17 protein-coding genes and 1 pseudogene are annotated in these 22569 nt (G+C 72.5%); 7 read left to right on the top strand and 11 right to left on the bottom strand.

All coding sequences use genetic code 11. The annotated features are described in order from the left end of the window. Positions 1 to 79 precede the first annotated feature (79 nt). The 7 genes from JGS22_RS07210 (at position 80) to JGS22_RS07240 (ending at position 8707) form a co-directional block, all read left to right on the top strand. Positions 80 to 631, top strand: coding sequence for a type 1 glutamine amidotransferase domain-containing protein (locus JGS22_RS07210; protein WP_211041629.1), 552 nt, complete (start codon positions 80 to 82; stop codon positions 629 to 631). 179 nt (positions 632 to 810) lie between these two features. Further along, complete coding sequence (locus tag JGS22_RS07215; protein WP_211041630.1) at positions 811 to 2754, top strand: transketolase; 1944 nt, start codon at positions 811 to 813, stop codon at positions 2752 to 2754. Positions 2755 to 2833: 79 nt separating this feature from the next. Continuing rightward, positions 2834 to 4018 (top strand): baeRF2 domain-containing protein, encoded by a 1185-nt coding sequence (locus JGS22_RS07220; RefSeq protein WP_211041631.1) that lies wholly within the window; start codon positions 2834 to 2836, stop codon positions 4016 to 4018. A 352-nt stretch (positions 4019 to 4370) separates the two neighbouring features. After that, positions 4371 to 4853: a hypothetical protein gene (locus JGS22_RS07225; protein ID WP_211041632.1), complete on the top strand. Its 483-nt coding sequence runs from the start codon at positions 4371 to 4373 to the stop codon at positions 4851 to 4853. 56 nt (positions 4854 to 4909) lie between these two features. Then, positions 4910 to 5548, top strand: a complete 639-nt coding sequence (locus JGS22_RS07230) for an SMI1/KNR4 family protein (protein WP_211041633.1) — start codon at positions 4910 to 4912, stop codon at positions 5546 to 5548. 683 nt (positions 5549 to 6231) lie between these two features. Then, entirely contained in the window at positions 6232 to 7260 is a 1029-nt protein-coding gene (locus tag JGS22_RS07235; protein ID WP_236073066.1) for an alpha/beta hydrolase, read from the top strand. Positions 7261 to 7489: 229 nt separating this feature from the next. After that, a complete protein-coding gene (locus tag JGS22_RS07240) occupies positions 7490 to 8707 on the top strand; it encodes an FAD-dependent monooxygenase (RefSeq protein WP_211041634.1) in 1218 nt (405 codons plus the stop codon). A 209-nt stretch (positions 8708 to 8916) separates the two neighbouring features. Here the strand turns inward: JGS22_RS07240 and JGS22_RS07245 are convergent. The 11 genes and pseudogenes from JGS22_RS07245 to JGS22_RS07295 form a co-directional block, all read right to left on the bottom strand. Then, positions 8917 to 9603: pseudogene (locus JGS22_RS07245) on the bottom strand (ABC transporter ATP-binding protein); the annotation flags it as partial. Between the two features lie 8 nt (positions 9604 to 9611). Next, complete coding sequence (locus JGS22_RS07250; RefSeq protein WP_211041612.1) at positions 9612 to 10439, bottom strand: ABC transporter ATP-binding protein; 828 nt, start codon at positions 10437 to 10439, stop codon at positions 9612 to 9614. Next, positions 10436 to 12523, bottom strand: a complete 2088-nt coding sequence (locus JGS22_RS07255) for an ABC transporter permease (protein ID WP_211041613.1) — start codon at positions 12521 to 12523, stop codon at positions 10436 to 10438. Before JGS22_RS07255 ends, JGS22_RS07250 begins: the two co-directional genes overlap by 4 nt. 1 nt (position 12524) lies before the next feature. Next, positions 12525 to 13739, bottom strand: a complete 1215-nt coding sequence (locus tag JGS22_RS07260) for an ABC transporter substrate-binding protein (RefSeq protein WP_211041614.1) — start codon at positions 13737 to 13739, stop codon at positions 12525 to 12527. 125 nt (positions 13740 to 13864) lie between these two features. Further along, positions 13865 to 14269 (bottom strand): roadblock/LC7 domain-containing protein, encoded by a 405-nt coding sequence (locus tag JGS22_RS07265; protein WP_211041615.1) that lies wholly within the window; start codon positions 14267 to 14269, stop codon positions 13865 to 13867. Continuing rightward, positions 14266 to 17004, bottom strand: a complete 2739-nt coding sequence (locus tag JGS22_RS07270) for a nitrate- and nitrite sensing domain-containing protein (protein ID WP_236073067.1) — start codon at positions 17002 to 17004, stop codon at positions 14266 to 14268. Before JGS22_RS07270 ends, JGS22_RS07265 begins: the two co-directional genes overlap by 4 nt. A gap of 790 nt (positions 17005 to 17794) precedes the next feature. Further along, complete coding sequence (locus tag JGS22_RS07275; protein WP_211041616.1) at positions 17795 to 19189, bottom strand: pyridoxal phosphate-dependent aminotransferase; 1395 nt, start codon at positions 19187 to 19189, stop codon at positions 17795 to 17797. Between the two features lie 561 nt (positions 19190 to 19750). Next, positions 19751 to 21190, bottom strand: a complete 1440-nt coding sequence (locus JGS22_RS07280; RefSeq protein WP_211041617.1) for an NAD(P)/FAD-dependent oxidoreductase — start codon at positions 21188 to 21190, stop codon at positions 19751 to 19753. Between the two features lie 196 nt (positions 21191 to 21386). Continuing rightward, entirely contained in the window at positions 21387 to 21914 is a 528-nt protein-coding gene (locus tag JGS22_RS07285) for a hypothetical protein (RefSeq protein ID WP_211041618.1), read from the bottom strand. Continuing rightward, positions 21911 to 22138, bottom strand: coding sequence for a DUF7848 domain-containing protein (locus JGS22_RS07290; RefSeq protein WP_211041619.1), 228 nt, complete (start codon positions 22136 to 22138; stop codon positions 21911 to 21913). Before JGS22_RS07290 ends, JGS22_RS07285 begins: the two co-directional genes overlap by 4 nt. A gap of 12 nt (positions 22139 to 22150) precedes the next feature. Further along, positions 22151 to 22534 (bottom strand): hypothetical protein, encoded by a 384-nt coding sequence (locus JGS22_RS07295; protein ID WP_211041620.1) that lies wholly within the window; start codon positions 22532 to 22534, stop codon positions 22151 to 22153. Positions 22535 to 22569: the final 35 nt, after the last annotated feature.

Genomic DNA, 22569 nt, shown 5'->3' on the forward strand with positions numbered 1-22569 from the left:
GGCCCCCGCCGGCGCGAGCGACATCGCACCGCCCGCCCACCGCGGCAACGCGGAGGCGGAGGTGGGAAGGAGCACACACATGCGCATCGCATTCCTGGTGGCGAATGAAGGCGTGGAACAGGTCGAGCTCACGGAGCCGTGGCAGGCCGTGCGCGACGCGGGCGGCGAGACCGTCCTGCTCGCGCCGCAGGCGGGCGAGATCCAGGCGTTCCACCATCTGACCGCCGCCGACACCTTTCCGGTCGACCTCACCGTCGACCGGGCCTCGGTGACCGAGTTCGACGGGCTGGTACTGCCCGGCGGAGTCGCGAACCCGGACGCGCTGCGGCTGGACGGCGAGGCGGTCGCCTTCGTCAAGGCGTTCCGCGATCTCGGGAAGCCGATCGCGGCGATCTGCCACGCCCCGTGGACGCTGATCGAGGCAGACGTCGTACGGGCCCGCACCCTCACCTCCTGGCCCAGTCTTCGGACCGACATCCGCAACGCGGGCGGCACCTGGGTCGACGAGGAGGTCAAGGTCTGCACCGACGGGCCCAACCCCCTGGTGACCAGCCGGAAACCGGACGACCTGCCCGCGTTCAACGCGGCGGCTCTCCAGGAGTTCAGCGCCCAGGCGGGCGCGGCGGCGTAGCGAGGAGAGCCGCACGGACGCGCGAGGACGGACGCACGAGGACGGACGCGCGAGGAGGGCCGCCCGGCCTCCGGGCCGCCGCCACGCAGGGAAGCGGCCGGTGCGTGCGAACCGGCCCGGACGCGGACGCCCCGAGGGCGAGACATCGACGTCGAGCAACGGTCTGGAGTGACCAGGCGATGACCCACAGCACACGACCCCGAGCCGCCGACAACGGCACCGCGGACGCCCCCGGAGGAGCGCCCGCCGACGCCCCGGACCTCGATCTCCACGAACTGGCCCAGCAGTTGCGCGTCGATTCGGTGCGCGCCGCGGCCGAGGCCGGTTCCGGCCATCCGACGTCCTCGATGTCCGCGGCCGAGCTGATGGCTGTGCTCATCGCCCGGCAGCTGCGGTACGACTTCAGCGAGCCGCAGCATCCGGGCAACGACCACCTCGTCCTCTCCAAGGGACACGCCTCGCCGCTGCTGTACGCCGCGTACAAGGCGGTGGGCGCCATCACCGACGAGGAGCTGCTGACGTTCCGCAAACGGCACAGCAGGCTGGAGGGCCATCCGACGCCGCGGCTGCCGTGGGTGGACGTGGCCACCGGCTCGCTCGGCCAGGGGCTGCCGATCGCGGTGGGCATGGCGCTGGCCGAGGCGCGGCTGGCCGAACAGCCGTACCGCACCTGGGTGGTGTGCGGCGACAGCGAAATGGCCGAGGGCTCGGTGACCGAGGCGCTGGAACAGGCCGGGTACGACCGGTTGGACCGGCTGACCCTGATCGTCGATGTCAACCGGCTCGGGCAGCGCGGCCCGACCCGCTACGGCTGGGACCTGGACGCCTACGCGCGCCGGCTCGAGGCGCACGACTGGCACACGGTGCAGGTCGACGGCCACGACCCGGACGCGGTGGACGCCGCGTACCGCGAGGCCGTCGCCGTCACCGACCGGCCGACGGCGATCCTGGCCCGCACCGTCAAGGGGCAGGGCGTGGCCGCGGTCGCCGACCGGGAGGGCAAGCACGGCAAGCCGCTGCCGGACGCGCACTCCGCGGTCGCCGAACTCGGCGGACGACGGAACCTGCGCGTAACGGTGCGCACCCCCGACGCGCCGCCCGCCCAGGCCGCCCCGGCGGCCTCCGGCGACGCCGAACCGGACGGCTCCGCACCGCGTTTGCCGGTCTACGAGCGCGGCGCACGGGTCGCCACCAGGGACGCGTTCGGCGAGGCGCTGGTGGCCGTCGGCGAGGCGCACCCCGAAGTGGTGGTGCTCGACGGGGAGGTCGGCGACTCGACCCGCACCCGGGCCTTCGCCGAGGCGCACCCCGAGCGGTTCTTCGAGTGCTACATCGCCGAACAGCAGCTGGTCGCCGCCGCGGTGGGGATGCAGACCCGCGGCTGGGTGCCGTACGCCTCCTCCTTCGGCGCGTTCCTGGAGCGCGGCTACGAGTTCGTGCGGATGGCCGCCGTCAGCCGGGCACGGATCAACCTGGTCGGTTCGCACGCCGGTGTGGCGATCGGCGAGGACGGCCCGTCCCAGATGGCGCTGGAGGATCTGGCCGCCTTCCGGGCCGTGCACGGCTCCACCGTGCTCCACCCCTGCGACGCTCACCAGACGGCCCGGTTGGTCGCCACCATGGCCGAGAGCGACTGGCTCGGCGGCGTGCGCTATCTGCGCACCCTCCGCGGCGCGACGCCGGTGATCTACGACCCGGAGGAGCGCTTCCCCATCGGCGGCAGCAAGGTGCTGCGCTCCAGCGACATCGACGAGGTGACTCTGGTCGCCGCCGGGGTCACCGTGCCGGAGGCGCTGCTGGCGGCCGAAGCGCTCGCCGCAGACGGCATCGCGGCCCGGGTCGTCGACCTCTACTCGGTCAAGCCGGTCGACACGGCCACGCTCCGCGAGGCCGCCGCACGCACCGGACGGCTGCTGACCGTCGAGGACCACCACCCCGAAGGCGGCCTGGGGGACGCGGTGTTGGACGCCTTCACCGACGGCCGCCACGCCCTGCCCCGGCTCCGCCGGCTCGCCGTCCGCGAGCTGCCGGGCTCGGCGACACCCGACGAGCAGCTGCACGACGCCGGCATCGACGCGGAGGCGATCGCCGGCGCCGCACGGGAGTTGATCGCCTCCGACTGACGCCACGGACCACCGCCGCGTCGCGCCCTCGGCCGACCTTCGAAGCACTTTTCACCGACCGAGAAAAACGGAGGAGACCATGGAACTCGCCTTTCTCAGCCCTGTACTTCACCATCCCGGCCCCTGGGCGTCCGCGTACGTCGCCGGTGCCGGAGCCGGGCCCGACTCCGCCGACCAGCAGGAGCTGGCCGCCCGCGAGGTCAGGCACCAGCTCTCGCGCCAGGGCGCCGACGAGCGCACCCAGGAGGCGGTCTACGAGGAGCTGCGCACTCCGGTCCCGGAGGAGGAGGGCCGCGCGGTGTTCGCCGCGGACGGCGAGGTGCGCCTCGCCACCCCGCTGCGGGCCGCGCCGCCGCTGCCCGAGGCGCAGTGGAGCCCACTGCCGCACCTCTCACCGCTGGTGGAGCACCTCGGCGAGGAGCGGCGCTGCCTGGTCGCGTACGTCGACCGGGAGGGCGCGGACTTCGAACTGCGCAGCGCCGAGGGCTCCGAGGAGCTGGGCCAGGCACAGGGCCTGGACTGGCCGCTCAGCCGCACCTCGAGCGGCGACCCGTCCGAGAGCCACTTCCAGGAGGCCGTGGAGAACACCTGGGAGAAGAACGCCGCCACCGTCGCCGACCGGCTCACCAGGGTCGCGGCCCGGACGCACCCTGACGCGGTCCTGCTGGTCGGGGAGGACCGCCAGCGCGCCGCCGTGTTGGACAAACTCCCGGTCGCCCTGCGGCCGTTGACCACTCAGACCGACCGCGGCGGACGTGCCGCCGGTTCCGGCACCGACCTGCTGGAGGAGGAGATCGCCGAGCTGCTCGCCGAGCAGGAGCACCGGCACGGGGCACGCGTGCTGGAACGCTTCCGGGTCGGCCGAGCCAGGGGCGCCAACACCGCGGAGGCCGCCGTCGAGGACGTCGCCTCGCTGCTGGAGGCGGCCCGTGAGCACCGCATCGAGACGCTGCTGCTGCGGCCGGGCGGACCGGACACCAACACCGAGGTGTGGGTCGGCGAGGAGCCGGACCAGATCGCCCTGCGGCGTTCGGAGACCAAGTACCTCGGCGACCCCGAGCCCAGCTCCGCGAGGGCCGACGACGCGCTGCTGCGTGCCGTCGCCGCCACCGGCGGAACGGCGGTCGTGGTGGACGAGCCGCGGCCGGACTCGGAGGTCTCGCCCGAGGGCGAACCGGTCGCCCAGGCGGTGGACGAGGAGGTCCCGGTCGGCGGAATCGGCGCCGTGCTGCGCTGGTCCCAGCCAGAGCCGGCCACCGGCTGAGGCGCACCGGCCCCTCCGGGCACGTGCCCGTAGAGCGGCGCCGGGTCCGACCCTCCGTCGGCCCCGGCGCCGCTCTTCGCCGTGCCGCACCTGCGCCCGGGCGTGCGGTGCCGGGGCGTGGCGTGCCGTGGCGTGGCGTGCGGTGCCGGGGCGTGCGGCGCCGGGGCGTGCGGCGCCGGGCGTGCCGCTGAACCTCCCCGGTGCGGGCGGATCGCTGCCGGGAGTTGTCAACAGAACGCGGATTGTTACGAGTTGGCAGTACCCAGCCGCCGCCGCGCGTTGCACTCTGGTCACGCGGGGCGAGACGCTCCCGCACGCACACCCGGAGCATTACCGTGGAGAGGCGGCCCGCGTGCTCTATGTCTGCTCACTGATCAGCGACAGATCGCAGGTCATTCCGTCCGGCGGCGGCTACCATCTGCTGCGCTTCCCCTACGGCGAGTACGAGTCGTACGACGTGTGGAACATGCACCCCGCACAACAGCCCGACGGCAAGGTCTCCTCCCACCCCGACCAGCGGTCCGGACTGATCTGGCCCAAGGTCGGCGGCTGGGCCACCCTGACGGCGAACATCCACTGGGAGGCGGGCAACTACTCGGAGCTGCGCGACCAGTTCATCCGCGATCCGCTCGGCATCAACGGCAGGGCCGACTCCACGGCCACCGACCACCGCCGCCCCTCGCCCGGCATGCAGTGCTTCACCAAATCGCACCAGATCTTCGTCCACCCGCACACCCCGCTGGGCCTCAGGGTGGGCCACACGGCGAGCAGTTCGAGGCGGGTGGTGCACGCCCAGTTCAAGGTCGCCATCCACGACGACGTCGCCGCACCCTGATCGGGCGCGCGCCGTACGGTCGGGAGCCTTCGGCACTGTCGTCACCGCCTGGCACCATGATCGGCATGAGTGAGTCAACTGGCCCTGAAGAGGCCGAAGTTGCCGGTGTGCTGACCGCGCCGGAGGAGTGGCGTCTCTTTCTGGAGCGATACAGCGAGCTGTACGTGCAGGTCTGCGCCGACGAGGAGGAGTTGGGCGAGCTTCTGGACGACGATCAGCTGGAGGCTCTGGACCGCGGGGAGCGAATCGAGCCGTGGCTGGGCGGGGCCCCGGCCACGGAGGAATCTCTGGTCGCCGCCGAGGAGCGGCTCGGAGTGCGGTTCCCGCCGAGTCTGCGGGGGTTCTTTCTGGCAAGCGACGGATGGACGCGCCTCGACGACTGCGTGGACCGCGTCCATCCGTGCGGCGGCGTCGTCTGGATGCGGGACAGCGGGCTCGGTGGACGCATGACCGAGACCTACGCGTCCATACCCGGCAACGAGGACGAAGTTCAGTTGTTCCGCCGGTGCATCGAGATCGCCCGGGGAGAGGACTTCTGGTTGCTCGACCCGACCGACGTCGGACCGGACGGCGAGTGGGCCGCCCACGAGGTCGCGCCGAAGTACGGCGACTCCACCAGGTACCCCAGCTTCTTCGCGCTCTTCCGCTCCGGGTTCGAGAGCATGGAAGAGGATGCGGACGAAGCTCAGGACTGAGTTGGTTCGTCAACTTCCACGCCCGCGTCAGGGGTGAGGCGAGGGGCGACGGCCGCTTCGCAGCGTTGAGCGGGCCGCGGGCGGATCGCCCCTCCCGTTGCTCCCGGCACCGAAGCGCGGGCCCGCGAACCCGCCCGCGCAGCAGCCCTGTTCGGCCGCACGCAGCACCGCAACGCCGTGCGTCCCTCCCTCTCCGCACCGTCAACGACGGTGCCGCGCGCCGCCATCCGCCGAAAGCGCTACAGCGCGACCCGGCGCAGGGCGTATTCCGTACGCCGAACTCGTGGGCCGGCCATCCGCTGACGCGCCGCTCACAGCGCTGTCCACGGTGGGCAGCACCGCGCCGGCCGCTCCCACCGTCACGACCACCAGCAGCACGAGCCCCACCCCCGGTCCGGCCTCCCCGGACCCGATCCCGCCGACCCCGAGGGGAAAACATGGTCCCTGCATCCGGGATGCCGACCACGGACCTATCGGCGAACACTCTTGTCTGTACAACCAGCGCGCGGTACCGTCCAGTTGGCCGCGAAAGCACTCCCGTTGCAGGTCAGAAGCCCGGTGACATAAGTCAACGCTCCTGCTCTTTCGGTGCTTGTTGACTTCCTGTCTCTGCTCGCCTGCGCCAGGCTTCAAGCCGCGACGACGAGCGACCGAGCCGACAACCCCCCAACAAGGAGCTCAAGTTGAGTGTTCACCGTCCCAGCCGCAGAGGCCTGCTGAAGGCCGCCGGAGGGCTCACCGCAGGACTGGCCGTCACCGCGGGCGGACTGCTCACCGCCGGCTCGGCGAACGCCGGAGAGGAGCGGAAGGGCTCAGCGGCGAAGCAGAAGTCCACCGTCACGAACGCGGCCGGGCTGAAGGTCATCGAGGCCAACGAAGACAACTCGCACATGTGGTTCTACCGCTTCGAGACCGACGCGATCGGCTGGAACCCCCACGTCAACGTCCTGGTTCCGGACGGCTACCGCGACAACGGCCGCAGGTACCCGGTGCTCTACCTCTTCCACGGCGGCGGTGTGGGCCAGGACTTCATCTCCTGGGACCGGGCGGGCATCCGCGAACTCGCGGCCCGCAAGGAGATCATCATCGTCATGCCGGACGGCGGCCCGGCCGGCTGGTACTGCAACCCGGTCCACAGCAACGCGGGTCCGCGCAACTGGGAGACGTTCCACATGGCGCAGCTGCTGCCGTGGATCGACGCCAACTTCCGTACGTACGCGGAGTTCGACGGCCGAGCCGTCTCCGGGTTCTCCATGGGCGGCTTCGGCGCGCTCAAGTACGCCGCCAAGTACTACGGCCACTTCGCCTCGGTCAGCGCCCACTCCGGCCCGGCGAACCTGCGCGGCTCCGGCGACCTCGTCACCCACTGGGCGAACGCCAGCTCCGCCGCCGTGGAGCTGGCCGGCGGCACGGTCTACGGCGTGCCGTGGGACCAGGCCAGGGTGAGCGCCGACAACCCGATGGAGAACGTCGAGCGCTACCGGGGCAAGCGCGTCTTCATGATCGCGGGCGACAGCCCGGCGCCGTTCGACCCCTTCGACCAGATCACCGAACGCGCCGTGCTGACCACCCAGAACGACTTCAAGGGTGCGCTCGACGGCGCGGGCATCGCACACGAGTCGCACGCGGTGGGCGGCGGCCACGTCATCCGGGGCGACTTCTTCCGGCGCGACCTCGACGGGATCATCGGGCGGCTGCGCAAGGCGGGCTGACGGACAGCCGACGCGACGAACACCGCGGGGGCGCCGTCCGGGCCGGGCGGCGCCCCCGCGGCCCCCGCGCCGGGCCCGCGAGGCGCCGCGCACGGGGCTCCCGGCCCGATCCCGCGGCCCGATCCGCAGCAGCCCCGGCGGGCGCCCAACGGGCCTCCGCAGGGGCCCTGTTCGGCCCGGGGCCATGACCTACGCTGTCGGATGTCGTCGACACCGGGAGCACAGGACCATGCAGGGAAGCAGAGTCGCCGTCATCGGCGGCAGCATCGCGGGCTGCGCCGCGACGCTCGCAGCCGTACGGGCCGGCGCGGAGAGCGTCACCGTCTACGAGCGTGCCGGTGGTGAGCTGCGGGACCGCGGCGTCGGGATCTCCCTGCACGACGACCGCTACCGCGAGCTCCACGAGGCCGGGTACGTGACGCCCGAGATGCCGTACAAGCAGCTGGACCGCCGGGTGTGGACCGTGCGCGACGGGGACGCCGAGCTCGGTCGCGGCCTGGCGACCCAGCCCTTCCCCTTCCGGGCGTACAACTGGGGTTCGCTCTGGCAGGAGTTGCGGCGCCGGGTGCCCGAGGGCGTCGACTACCGCAGCCGCGCCGCGGTCGCCTCGGTGAGCCAGGACCCGGACGGGGTGACCGTACGTCTGGCCGGCGGCGGCGAGGAGCGGCACGACGCCGTGGTCGGCGCGGACGGCTACCGCTCGGTGGTGCGCGAGGCGATGTTCCCGCACCTCACTCCGCTGTACGCCGGTTACGTCGGCTGGCGCGGCGCGGGCAGCGACGTCGGCGGCTCCTGGCCGGACGACGGCGAGGCCCGGACCGTGGTCTTCCCCGGCGGCCACTGCGTCATCTACCGCATCCTCACCGCCGACGGCGGCTCGCGCGTCAACTGGGTCCTCTACACCGCGCCGCCCGAGGAGCTCGCCGAGGAGCTGAACCTCGACGAGCCGACCTCGCTGGCCCCCGGCCGCCTCAGCTCACAACTCACCACCCATCTGCGGCAGTTGGTCGCAAAGCACTTCCCGCCGTACTGGGCCGAGAGCATCCTCGGCACCCCGCCCGACTCGACGATCCTCCAGCCCATCTACGACCTGGAGGTTCCCGGCTACGCGCAGGGCCGCCTCTGCCTGGCCGGCGACGCCGCCACCGTGGCCCGCCCGCACATCGGCGGCGGCAGCGTCAAGGCGCTCCAGGACGCGGCAGCGCTGGAGTCGGCGTGGCGCGAGGCGACCGGCTGGGACGCCGCGATGGCCGCCTACGACCACGGCCGTACCGAGATCGGCACGGCGATGGTCGCGCAGGCCCGCAGGCTCGGCCGCGCGCAGGTCGAGGAGACCCCGGAGTGGGCCGCGCTGGACGAGGAACAGTTCCAGAGCTGGTGGCAGAAGCAGAACCGCACCCCGGACGGCCGTAGCGGCTTCGGCGGCCACGCTCTGCGCCGCGGCTGACCGGCACGGGGCCCGGCCAACGGGCCCCGCGCCGCCGCGTGTTCAGCCGTGCACATCGGGAGTACGGAACTGTGCGTACGCCCCGTGTCGGGCGTACGCACAGTTCCGTACTCCCGATGTGCACGGCTGAACACGCGGCGGCGCGGTGTAGAGGACCCAGTTGACGCGCGAGCCGCCGTCGGCGGTGAGGCGGCCCGAGGTGAGGACGGTGACGGATCGGCGCGCACCTCGGAGCCCTCCAGCCGGGCGGTGAGGCGGCCCGAGGTGAGGACGGTGACGGTGTCGGCGCGCAGCGCGGCGACCGTCGGACTCGGTGAGACCAGCAGGATCGCCATGCCCTCGTCGGCCAGGGCGCCGATCAGGGTGTTGATCTGGTCGACCACCACCGGGGCGAGGCCCTCGGTGGGCTCGTCCAGCAGCAGCACCCGGGGCGAGCCGAGCAGCGCGCGGGCGAGGGCGAGCATCTGCTGTTCGCCGCCGGAGAGGTCGGCGCCGCGGTTTCCGCGCCGTTCCGCCAGGCGCGGCAGCAGTTCCAGGACCCTGTCCCGGTCCCACAGCGCCCGCCCGTCGCGGTCGCCGCGCGGCGGCGGCCGGTGGGAGAGCCGCAGGTGCTCGGCGACGGTCAGTCCGGCGAAGACCCGCCGGCCCTGCGGGACGAGCCCGACGCCCGCCCGGGCGATGCGGTGTGCGGGCCGGCCGGTCAACTCCACGCCGTCCAGCGCGATGTGGCCGGTGCGCGGGGTGATCAGACCGGCGACGGTGTGGACCGCGGTGGTCTTGCCCGCCCCGTTGTGGCCGACGAGGGCGTGCACGGTCCCCTCCGGAACCGTGAGGTCCAGACCGTGCAGAACCGTACTGCCGTGGTATCCGGCGGTGAGTCCGTTGATGCGAAGCATGCGGCGGTTCACCTGCGCCCTTCGTCGGCGACGCGCTCGCCACCGGTGTTCGTTTCCGGGCCGCCCGGGTCGACGTCGTCCGCAGTGGTGCCGAGGTAGGCGGTGCGTACGTCGGGGTGGCTCAGCACCTCGCGGGTCGGGCCGGAGCGCAGCATCGTCCCCTCGACCAACACGCTGACCGTGTCGACCAGTTGGGCGACCACATCGATGTGGTGCTCGATCAGCACGAACGCCACGTCCTCGGGCAGCCGCCCGAGCACCTCCAGCAGCCGCTCGATGTCGCGGTCGGTCAGCCCGGCGGCCGGCTCGTCGAGCAGCAGCAGCCGGGGCCTGCCCGCGAGGGCCGCGGCCAGGTCGAGCATCCGCCGCTGGCCGTGCGAGAGCGCGCCCGCGGGGCGGTGCGCCACGTCGGCGAGGCCGACCGCGTCCAGCTGTTCCAGCGCGGTGGCCCGCAGCCGTCGCAGCCGCTCCGCCCGCCGCCAGGCCGCGCGGCGTTCCGGATGGTGCCGCCAGCAGGCCAGCACCACGTTCTCCAGCGCCGACAGCTCGCCGATGCCGATGGGGTGTTGGAAGCTGCGCCCGATGCCCAGACGGCTGCGCCTGGCGGGCGCGGTACGGGTCAGATCCTCTCCGTCCCAGCTGATGCGGCCCGCAGTCGGCCGGTCGGTGCCGGCCACGAGATTGAGCAGTGTGGTCTTGCCCGCGCCGTTCGGCCCGATGAGCGCGTGGCGCGCGCCCGCGGGCAGTTCCAGGCTGACGTTGTTGACCGCCGTCAGGCTGCCGTACGCGCGGGTGAGCCGGTCCAGGGAGAGCAGCGGCCGTGTCGACGGGCTCATCTCACCGCCTCCGCCTTCGAGTTGAGGCCGTCGGCGCCGCCGGCGCCGTCGTCCGTACCGTCGCCGTCGTCCGTACCGCCACCGGGGCCGGTGCCGTTCCCGGCGACGCCGTCCGCGTCGCCGCCCGTACCGCCGCCGGCGCGTTCGCGGGGCGTGCCGCGCAGCCCCGCGAGGCCGCGCGGCAGCAGGTACACGGTCAGCACGAACAGCACGCCGAGCAGCAGCGGCCCGTAGCCGGGCCAGGAGGCGGCCACCCAGTCGCGGGTGAGCACGATCAGCGCGGCGCCGAAGAGCGCGCCCAGCACCGAGACGGTGCCGCCGATCACCGCCGCCAGCAGGGCGAACGCAGCGATCTCGAAGCCGACGTCGGCCGGCGAGATGTACTGGCGCACATGCGCCATCAGGGAGCCGCCGACACCCGCGAGGGCGCCCGCGCCGACGTACGCCAGCAGCAGGTACCGGTCGACGGGGTGGCCGGAGGCGCGCATCCGCTCCTCCGCACCGTGCACGCCGATGAGCAGCCTGCCCGCGGGCGAGCGCAGCATCAGCATCGTCACGGCGACGGCGATCACGGCGACCACGAGGGCGTAGTGGTAGACCTCCATCTCCTCGATCAACTCCGCGCTGCCCGGGAGCAGTTGCGGTCCGGGGAAGCCGACGAGTCCGTCGGTGCCGCCGGTGATCGACTTGAGCTGGTCGATGGCGACCACCGTCAGCTCACCGACGGCGAGCGTGATCATCAGCACCGTGGTTCCCCGGGCGCGGATCACCGCGGGCCCGGTCACCAGGCAGAAGAGGCCCGCCGCGAAGGCGGCCACAACGATCTGTACCGGTCCGACGGTCCAGCCCGCGTCGGCGATCACCGCCGTGGTGTAGGCACCCACCGCGAACGGGGCGGTCTGGCCGAGCGTGGGCAGGCCGGCGTACCCGGTCACCACGGTCACGCTGACCGCCAGCAGTCCGAGCGCCAGCGCGTAGCCGACGAGGGACAGGGCGTACGCGTCGACGATCCAGGGCAGCGCGGCCAGCGCCACGACCAGTACCGCCGGCGGCAGCCCCCGCCGCACTGCGCCGGGGACCGCCGCTGTGTTCGACCCGACCCGACGTCCGAGCTGCGCCAACGGGGCGGCGAACGGTGCCACGAACAGCCGCAGTTGCTCGCGCAGCCAACCGATCGGGTCGGCGGCGCCGGTCCGGGCGCCCACCTGGGAGCCGGCCGTCCCCGTGGCGGTCGCCCGCCGCGAGCGGACCACCAGCACCACGGCCATCGCGCCGAAGAGCAGATACGGCGCCCACCCGGGGACGAGCGAAACGCCGAGCGTCTGTACCTGCCCGACGACGATCGCAGCGCCGGCGATCGCCCAGAGGTTGCGCAGTCCGCCGAGGACCACGACCACCAGCGACAGCATCAGCACCGTCTCGGCCGTACCGGGCCCGGGGCCGATGATCGGCGCCCCCAGCACCCCGGCGGCACCGGCCAGCGCGCCCGCCGCGGCGAGCACCCCGGTGTGCACCAGCCGGGGGTTGACCCCGGTGGCGGCGAGCATCTCGGAGTCGTCGGCCGACGCGCGGATCGCCGCACCGGCACGGGTGCGAGTGAGCACCCAGGTGCCGATGGCGGCCAGCGCGACGGCCATCACGATGAAGCACAGCCGGTAGGCCGGGTAGCGGTGGCCGAGCAGCGTGACCGAGGAGTCCAGCGCCTCGGGCACCCGGACCGGCACCTGGTCTGCGCCGAAGAACTCGATCAGCAGCGTGCCGCCGATCAGGGAGAGTCCGAACGTCAGCAGGGCCTGCGCCAGATGGCCCCGGTGCGCCAGTGGCGCCGTGGCGACCGACAGCAGTACGCCGGCCGCGCAGGCCACCGCCGTACCGACCAGTAGACCGAGCAGCAGTCCGCCCCACGTCCCGTCGCTCAGCTCGGCGCCGGTGTAGGCGCCGGCCGCGTACAGGGTGCCGTGAGCGAGGTTCAGCACCCCCGCCGTACCGAAGGCGAGGCTGAGCCCCGCGGCTACGACGAAGAGCAGCAGCCCGTAGGCCACTCCGTCGAGCGCGGGGACGAACTGCCCGTCGAGCAGGCCCACTTCACTCCCCGAGAGTGGCGAGTTCCTGCATGACCACGTTGGCGAGCGCGTCGCCGTCCTCGCGGACCTGTCGCAGGTACCACTTCTGCACGGGGGCGTGCAGCTTCTCGCCGAACTCCCAGGGGCCGCGCGGGCTGTCGATCTTGCCGAGGGCGGCGATGGCCTTGTTGATGGACTCCGGGTTCACCTCGCCCTCCTTGGCGGCGTCGGCGATCGCCCGGTCCAGCACGAAAGCGGCGTCGTAGGAGGCCAGCGCAAACGTGGTGGGCTGGGTGTCGTGCTCGGCGGTCCAGGCGGCGGCGAACTTCCGGTTGGCCGCGTTGTCCAGGTCGGCCGCGTAGTTGAGCACCGAGTAGATGTCCTTGGCGGCCTTGCCCTGCGCCGGCAGCGTGCTGCCCTCGGTGAGGAACCCGGCCGCGTACAGCGGGATGTCGGCGATGTCGGACTGGGCGTACTGCTTGACGAAGTCGATCGCCGCCTTGCCCGCGTAGAAGCAGTACACGGCCTTGGCGTCGGTCGCCGCGATCTTGGCGAAGTACGGCGTGAAGTTGGTGGTCGCCGGGAACGGCGTCCAGGTCGTCTTGCCGTCCGGGTTGGCGAGCACCCCGTCGACCTCGGCGAACGTCTCGGTGAAGCCGCGGAGTTCGTCGTGGCCACCCTGGTAGTCCGGGCCGATCGCGTAGACCGGGCCGCCCACCTCCTTCTTGATGTACTCCGCGATGGCGATGCCGGGCTCGTCGGAGAGGTAGCTGGTGTGCCAGACCCGCTCCACGTCCTTGACCTCGGGGCGCGCGTTGGAGCCGACCAGCGGGATCTTGTGCTTGTTGATCAGCGGCAGCACGGCGTTGACGGAACCGCCGCCCACGATGCCGGTGAGGACGTCGACCTTGTCCTTCTTGATCAGCTTGTTCGCGGCCGGCAGCGCGGTGGGCGGGCCGTCGCCCTCGTCCGCGATGATCAGCTCGATCTCGCGCCCGCCCAACTTGCCGTCGTTCAGGTCGAGGTAGAGCTGGAAGCCGTCGCGCATGTCCGTACCCACCTCCTTGTAGGTGCCGGAGAGCGAGACGAGGAGGCCGATCTTCAGCTTCTTGCCGTCCCCGTCGGAGGCAGCGCTCCCGCCGCACGCGCTGAGCGCGGGCACCGCGAGGGCCGCGATACCGGTGGCGGCGGCGGCTCTGATGGCCTGGCGTCGGGAGAGGGGCAGCTGTGCGGACATGGGGACATCCCGGGGGTGTTGGGCGGTTTCTCGCCTTGGCGTGCCTGTGCGGTTGGAGCGGAGGGGGGTGGTGGTGCCGGTGTGACGCGCGCGGTGTTGATACGGGGGTGGTGCGCGCAGGCGGGTCAGTGCTGCGCGGCGCGCAGATTGCGGTTGTCGGGGGTCAGGGCGTCGCCCACCTGGTTGATGAGCTCGGACATCATGTAGCTGACCTCTCCGATGTCGGCGTCTCTGGTGGTCATGACCAGCAGAGACGCGCCGCTGGAGACTGCCATGGAGAACATGTAGCCGCCGTCCATGGCCGTGAGACTGTGCTCCACCGGATCGGTGTTCGTCAACTGTGCTGCTCCGGAGAGCAGGTTGACGACACCCGAAGCGATGGCGGCGAGCCGGTCCGCGTCATCGCGCTCCACCCCGGTGTAGGCCAGCGCCAGACCGTCCACCGAGATCGCGACGACCGTCGTGACCTCGGGGATACGGCTGGCGAAGCCGCTCAGCAGCCAACTCAGGTCGGAGGAGGTGGTGTTCACGAGGAGCTCCGTTGGGTGTGTGGGTCATCGTTGCCTGGCGTGCCGGGCTGCGACGTGGCGGGGTTCGCGGAGTCGCCCGCGCTGGTACGGCGGTTGGTGCTTCGGCTGATGCCCTTGGTGTAGGCGGCGAAGACGTCCGAGACCTGCCGTGAGTCGCGCTTCCTGGGCGCCTTGTCGGCGCCGGGCGCGGTGCCCGGCCGGCCCGACGGCCCGTTGTTGGCCGCGCCGTTGCTCAGCGGCTGATGGGTCTGATGCGTGGTCGCACCCTTGCGGCGCAGGGGCAGGCCGGAGGGGGTGGTGGTGTCGGAGGGCTCCGCGGAGGGCGGAGGTACGGCGGCGGGCTCTGCGGCCGACGCCCAGGACGGCGCAAGGCGCTGTCCCGCGTCGCCGGTGTCGCCGAAGCCGCTGTCGCGGCCCGGCTCGCGACCGTCCCGACCGGCACCGCTGTCCCGGCCGGCACCGCTGTCCCGGCCGGCGGGGCCGCCGGGCTCCGGGGCCAGGCCTCGGGGCGGGTCGAAGGCGCGACCGCGACCGCGACCGCGCACCGGCGGGTCGAAGACGCTGCCCCGCTCCTCGTCGGAGTCGCGGTCCTCCGCACGCGGTGCCCCCGCGGGCGAATCGTGGCGCACCGGCTCCTCGGGCCGGTCCCGGCGCACGTCCCGTACCGGGGCGGCGTCGTGCACGGGGCCGGCGTTGCGCACCGGGCCGGCGTCGCGCGCCGAACCCGGGCCGGCGCCGCGTCCGTTGTCGGGCTGCGGGCGCTCGGGCGCTCGGCCGACCGGAGTGGCCTGGGGCGAACCGGCGGCGCGCAGCGCGTCCATGTCGGACCCGTCCAGGCCCTCGGCGCCCTCCTCGACGAGCACGCCCGCGGGCAGTGTCACCTCGACGATGGTGCCGGGGCCCGAGGACTCCCGCAGTTCGACCGCGATGCCGTGCCGGGCCGCGAGCCTGGCGACCACGTGCACGCCCATGAACTGGATCGCGCCCACGTCGCCGCGCGGGTCCGCGAGGTCGGCGTTCAGCTCGACGCGCCGGTCCTCGTTCAGCCCCACGCCCTCGTCCACGACCTGCACCACGGCACGGTCGGCCAGACGCCAGGCGGCGACGCCGACCCTGGACTCCGGCGGCGAGAACTTGATCGCGTTGTCGAGGAGTTCGGCCAGCATGTGCGCGAGGTCGTGGACCACTCGGGCCGCGACGACGATCGTGCCGTCCACCGAACCGGGCGTCACCCGCTTGAAGTTCTCGACCTGCTGTGCGGCGGCGACCAGCACCGTGGGCAGTGCGACGTTCTCGGTACGCACCCGGCCCTGGCCCGAACCACCCATCACCAGCAGGTTGTTGGTGTTGCGCTCCATTCGGATCGCCAGGTGGTCCAGGGCGAAGAGGACCTGCATCCGCTCCGGGTCGGACTCGTCGCGCTGGACGGTGTCGAGCTCGGACACCATGACGCTGGTGAGCCGGGAGCCGCGGCGGGCCGCGCCGATCAGGGTCTCGGCGAACTCGGCGCGGGCGTGCGCCTGTTCGGCTGCGAGCCGTACGGCCTCGTAGTGGACCGCGTTGAACGCCTCGCCCACCTCGCCGATCTCGTCGTGCGTGGTGGTCTCCACCAGGCTGCTGGACTCCCTGGCGATCTCCTCGGGAGTCGCGCGGGTGGCAGCGCCGGGACGGGACAACTCGCGCATCATGCGCGGCAGATGGGTGTTCGCCACGTCGTGCGCCGCGTTCCGCAGCTCGCGCAGACGACGGATCATCACGCGTCCGAGCCGGTGCGCGAAGATCACGGTGCCGATCAGGGCGAGCACGACCAGCACGGCTTCGGCGACGGCCATCCACAGGAGCGACTGGCGCTCCTCGCGCACGGTCTTGTGGATGGACTTGTCGATGCCGCGCTCCACCGAACGCATCAGCTGTGCACGGTCGGTGGTCGCCGCGTACCAGTCCTTGGAGGTCTCTTCGAGCCTCACGTTGGACTGCGCGCGTCCGACCGAGTCCTCCAGCCGCTGGGCCTGGGCGGCCTTCGAGCCCGACAGGGTCCGCTCCAGCGAGGAGCGCCACTCCGGCAGGCCGAGGGCGAAGAGCTCCTCGGTCGTCTCGGTGTAGCCCAGCCGGGTGCCCTCGAAGGTGCGCTTGGAGGCGTCGGTGAACCCACCGGCGTCCAGCGCACGCAGCACGGTGACCTGCTGCTGTCCGAGGTGCTCGGACGCCGCCGACATCGCGGCGGCGGCACGGATGCGGTCGGCGATGTCGGAATCCACACCGTCGGCCTGGGCGATGCCGTCCCGGTAGCCGACCAGGTCGGCGATGACGATGCGGTAGCCGAAGGCGAGCGTGGAGAAGGTCGTGCTGCCCGAGCGCACCTGCGCGCGCAGCGAGGGGAGTTGCTTGAGTGCGTTTCCGACGCGTTCGACGGCGCCGTCCGCGTTCGCGGGCAGAGCGGTCAGCCGCTCACGCTCGTCGGCGAAACGTTCGGCGCTCCTGTCGGTGGCGTCGGAGGTCTTTTTGAAGTCGGCAGTCAGGCTCTTGTCGGCGACCAGAGCGGTGGCCGAGGCGCGTTCCCGCTGAAGGTGATGGGCCAGATCGGCGGCAGCGGCAGCTGCTTCGACCATCACGGTGAGACGGTGCGCCTGCAGCGCCTGATGCGCGGCGGGGGCCAGGGCGAGGGCCGAGAAAGTGAGGGCGACCGCGAGCGGCACCGTCACGAGCAGGATGAGTCGGCGGTTGATTTTCATCATCGCACGCGACTCCGACCAGCACCTGAGGGGCGAAGCGAGGGCAAGGTGAACCTACGGGGGTGAGGGGCGTGGAGGTGACCAGACAACTCAGCCCGATACCAGGTGAGTTCGCAGCCAGTAGGCACGTTAACGCTCAACTTCGTTCACTCAGCGAGCATTCACGAACATGAAGTATTCGACCTCACACTCCGTAGCAGCGCGGCGGGTACCGGCCGGAGCACGATCCGGCGCCCGCCGACGCGGCGGACGCGCTTCGTACTTCCTTGCGTGAACTGGGCATTCCACAACTGACACATGCGCCTCTCAGGCACCTCATGCACCGTCACATACGTCCTTTTCGCGCCTTCAAGCTCACAAACAGTGAAGAAAATTGATGACACATGTCACACCGATCCGTCTCCGACGGCCCGCCGGAGGGCGAGCCACCGGACAGGAGCAGTGAACAAAGGAACGCACAGCGCGAACCCAGCACTGCGCACAGTGAGTTGACGCACCACGGGATCGAACATTCGTGCACTTGTGTGCGCCGGTGACGGCCGCATCGCTCAACATCGCACAGTGCGATGGCCCCTCCGACCCTCCGCCGTCGACCGTCGCCCCTCGGGCTTCGGGCCCCGCCCCGCTCGCCGGCCCCGGCCTGCGGCGCGCATCGTCACGCCGTTCCTCGCGCCGCCGTACGGGCCTCGCGCCGCCGTACGGGCGTCCCCGCCCCGGCCCGTACGGGGAAGCCGCCGGGCCCACCCCGTGCGTGCGCACGGGCCCGCTCGCCCGCCCGCACGCACGGCCGCGTTCAGCTGTGCGCGTCCTCGTCCGCCCAGCCCAGCCCGGCGTCTGCCAGGCGTTCCAACGCCTCGGTGACCACGCTCTGCTGGGGCCCGAGGAAGAGCCGTACGAAGCCCTGCGGGTCGCGGGCCCGCTCACCCGGCGTGCTCATGTGCGCCTCGCCGACCAGGACACCCGTGCGGCGCAGACAGAACTCCCGGAAGCTCTCCCCCGGCTCCTGCTCCGCGCCGCGCCCAGTACCCGACCGCGGGCCCGACCGCGTGCCGGTGCCCGCCCCCGCAGCGGCGCGCTCCTCAAACCACGGCGGGGTGCGCATCAGCAGGTACGCGCCGCAGCTGCCGGCATGGAACGCCTCGTCCGGGTAACCCAGGTCGCCGGCAAGGCGTTTGGCGATCTCCTGTCGCTTCTGCGCGTAGTTCGCCCGCTGTGTCGCGAGGAAGGTCTCGCTCTCCTCGTCGGCGAGCCAGGCCGCCATGGCCGCCTGGAGCGGCACCGAGGAGACGTAGCCGTGCTGCGGCAGCAACCGTCCGAGCAGCGCCTCCAGCACACAGGGCGGGGCGGTCAGCGCGCCGATGCCCCAGCCGTTGCAGTGGAACTGCTTGCCCAGCGAGCGCACCGCCAGCCACGGGCGGCCCCGCGCCGGGTCGTCGGCCGGGCCGTACTCCTCCAGCAGGACGCGCAGTGCGCTGGTGGGCGGGGTGTGCGGGTCGTGCACGGCGTAGTAGGCGTCGTCGACCAGTACGGCCGCGCCCGTATCGGCGGCGGCCCGCACCATGCGGCGCACCGTCCGCTCGTCCCAGTCGGCGCCGGTCGGGTTGTGCTGGGCGTTGAGCACCAGCAGCAGCGGGCCCGTCGTCTCGCCGCGGGAGCGGCGCAGCAGCTCCTCGACCTCCTCCGCGCGCGGCTGGTACTCGTCCTCGGGGCGGACGGCGAAGTGCCGCATCCCGTAGCCGAGCGCGGTGAAGACACCCGCGTAGTCCCACCCGGGCGAGGAGCAGACCACCAGCGGCCGGCCGGCCGCGTCGGGCGCCTCCTCCCGCAGCAGGCGGCCGTAGTGGAACATCGCGCTGCGGGTGCTGCTCTGCGACACCGCCACCTCGTAGTCGACACCGAGTTCCGCGACCGCGGCCAGCCGGTGGGAGTCGGTGACGTAGCCGCGCAGCACCTCGCGCAGCGCGGGCAGCCCGTAGGGCGTGAGTATGTAGCCGTGGCCGTGCAGCGGCACCGATTCCCGCAGCGCCCGCGCCAGACCGGGCGCGACCTCGCTCCAGGTCTCGCCGAGGCTGAGGTAGAGCACCTCGTCGAGGTCTCCGCCCAGCTCTTCGTAGCGCCGCAGCAGGGAGACGTCCTGGTACGGGTTGGCGAGCGAACTCTCGCCGGCGATATCGCGCAGAGGATGCATTCTTGGGTTCACCTGTCAGTCAACTGCCTTGGGGGATGGGCATGTTGAGCACTCGACGGGCGTCGACACACAACGTTGTGGCGGCGGGACGCGTTCTCTCGCCTCCCGCGGCTGCCGACGGCGGCACGAACCCGGTGGCGCCGACGCCGGCCGGCTTCCGGTACGGCCGCCGGGGAGGGCCGAATCGCCCCCTTCACCCGCGTCGCAGCCCGCACGCTACAGCTCGCCCCCGGAGCCCGAATTGGGGGCCGGTGCACCCAATTCCCGTGTCACACAAAGCTGTTGTACGCATCCACAGCCCCACCACATGTCGACCGCCCCACACCCGCACTCACCCGTGCCCGGGCCGCCCCACCCCCTGCCCGCGCTGTGCCCGCTCTGTACGCAGCACGTGCGCGCTTCCGTACGCAGCACGTGCGCGCTTCCGTACACAGCACGTGCACGAACACAGTCACCGCCACTGGCACCACCACCGACCGGCAGCAGAGCGGGCCCGAACTCGCAGGTAAACGGCTTGAGTTCGGGCCCGTCTCGTTCAACGCAGCGCGCGGCGCGCGCAGTTCAGCGCCGCTCCTCCTCCGGACGCAGCGGAAGCTCCGTGCACGGCCCCGGCGAGCCGCCGAACAGCACCGCGCGCAGCACCTCGGGCGCGAACAGCGTTCCCGGCGGGGCCTTCAGCGAAGACACCGCGCGGAAGGCCGTACCCACCACCGGGTCGTGTGCTGTCCGCTCCACCACCCGGGCCAGATAGCGGCCGAGCACACGGTCGGCACGGCTGGCACCCACCGCGTTGCCGCGCGCTCCCGGCAGTTCCTTGTCCGCACCGGTCGCGATGTCCCACGCCTGCCGCGAGGCGGCGAGCAGCGCCCGCTGCACCCGCGCACCGCTCGGCGTACGCCTCGGGTCGGACAGTGAGTCCCGCAGCGCCACCGCCGAGAGCGCCGCGACGGCCATGCCCTGCCCGTAGACCGGGTTGAAGGCGCACAGCGCGTCGCCCGTGGCCAGGAAGCCCGCGGTCCGACGGTCGGTACGGTCGTAACGACGCCGTACGTTGCCCGTCGCGCGGAAGGCGTGGATCGCGCCCTCCTGCTCCGCGCCGACGAGCCAGTCGTGCAGCACCGGATGCGGCAGACGCGCGGTGAAGGCGCGGAACTCCTCGGGGTCCGTGGGCGGTTCGGTGCCGCGCAGCCCGATGAGCGTGACCAGGCTCCTCCCGCCCTCGATGGGCAGAACCGAAGCGCCGCGCACGTTGTTCCCGTCCGGGACGAAGTAGAAGCCGGCCGTGCTCAACCCCGCCGTCGCACCGTCGGGCCCCTCTCCGGAAGGGGGGACGAAGGTCCCGGTGGCGTACGCCAGCCCGGTCTCGATCCGCTCCTCGGGCACCGCGGCGGCGCCGAGCGCCTCCAGCCAGGACGGCGCCCGCGTGCTGCGTCCGGACGCATCGACCACCAGACTCGCCGCCAGCCTCCGCAGCTCGCCGCGTTCGGCACCGCGTCCCGCGCCGCGCTCGCGCACCCCGACTCCGGTCACCCGCCGCGCGTCGCCGGTCAGCTCCACCACCTCGGTGCCCTCCAGCACCGAGATCCGCGGGTCCTCCAATACCCGACGGCGTACCAGCCACTCCACCAACGGCCGCGAACCACTCATCAGATGGACCGTCGCCGCCGTGCGCCGGTGGAAGGTGCCGCCCTGCCAGTGCACGGTGTCCGAGGGCATCCCCACCCGCGGTGCGCCGTGCGCCACCAACTCCTCGACGATGCCCGGCAGCAGATCCTCCAGCGCGTCGGCACCGCCCTCCATCAGCACATGCACATGCCGGCTCTGCGGTACGCCCGCCCGGGCTCTGGGCCCGTCCGGCAGCCGGTCGCGTTCCACCACCGTCACCCGCTCCGCGTGCTCCGCGAGCACCCGCGCGGCCAACAACCCGGCCAGGCTGCCCCCGACCACCACCACATGCCGTCCCCGAACCGTCCGGTCCTCCGGCACACCCGACTCCGTCATCCGCGTCTCACCCCTGCACCCGTTCCGTCTGCGACCTTCCGGGCGGCAGCGCCGTGCTCTGCCACGGCGAGCAGACACCTCGTCAACTCCCGTGCAAAGAACGGCATTCGACACCGCCACCCACGCGATGATCCGTCATCGCACGCGCCCCTCGCACACCCCGCCCCACATCCGGGTCCCGACGACCCTGGCGGGTTCAGCCAAGGACGAGGTCGTCGCTGCCCCGCGGCAGGCGGGGCGAACCGAATCGCCCCATCGGCAGCGGTAGTTCGGGCCGGGGACGCCCGAGCCACGCGACGTCCAGCTGGCGGTGCAGCAACGCGGCGTCCACGGTGTGGCCGTCGCGGTACGGACGCACCCAGCGCACCTCCGCCGCAGGCCCGCAGGACTCCGAGAGACCGCAGAACCCCGAAGGTCCGGTGGGCAGGGTCAGGTGTGCGGGAGCGCCCACGCACAAGCCGTACGGGGACAGCCAGTTGCGCACTGTGCCGGGCTCGACCAGCCAGAGCACACGGTCCGCTGCCGCGTCGTGGAGAACGGGCCCGCATCCGCCTCGCTGAACGGCATCCATGCTCCGCAGCACCGCGGCGGCAGGCGCACCCGCGGCGGTGAACACCACGTCCCACCGAACACCGAGCGGCAGCCGCGTGGTGGCGCCGGCCTGCATCCAGGCCCGTACCGCGGTGGCGAGACGTGCGTCGAGATCGTCGCCTGCCCGGCTCACCGGCGGCCGACCGGGTACGTGCGGTACGGCAGGACCAGCGTCTCCCGATACGTGCGGTGCGCGGGGTTCCGGCCGGAGTGCGTCAACGCCCAGCCGGCGGCGGCGTCCCGGTCCTCGGTGTCGCCGCTGACGGCGTCGCACACCGTGCACCGCATCGCGAAGAGCGGTTGTGCGGAGTCGGGTTCGGTAGCGGGGGTGATCGTCCACCGGTGGTGGCGGAGCACCCACGGCGCGGCTCACCGGGGGCCGACCTGCCGCTGCAGGGCGGCGTGCAGCAACTCGGGTTCCGTCAGCGCCCGCGTACCCCCTCCGGGCGCCAACACCCAGCGCAGGCCCGGCCGTTCGGTGCGGTGCACCGGCGGAACCGCCAGCCAGGTGGCCGCCCCCAGCACCTGCACAGCAGGTCCGAACCGCCAACCGCCGCCCGCCCCGGACGCGATGAGCCAGTACCAGACACCGGAGTACCCATCCTCGAGCACAGCCCCGCTGCGCTCGCCGAGCGCGGGCAGCACCGCCCTGGAAACCCAGGCGGACACCCGCACCGCATCCCAGGTCACACCGGCCTGCATGAGACAGACGTCAGGCCCCGGCGGCGGGGTGAACGCCTCGGCGTGAGGCATCAGAGGTGCAGCGCACACATCTACCCCCAGTGAGT

The organism is Streptomyces tardus (assembly GCF_018101125.2).
GTDB classification, from domain to species: domain Bacteria; phylum Actinomycetota; class Actinomycetes; order Streptomycetales; family Streptomycetaceae; genus Streptomyces; species Streptomyces tardus.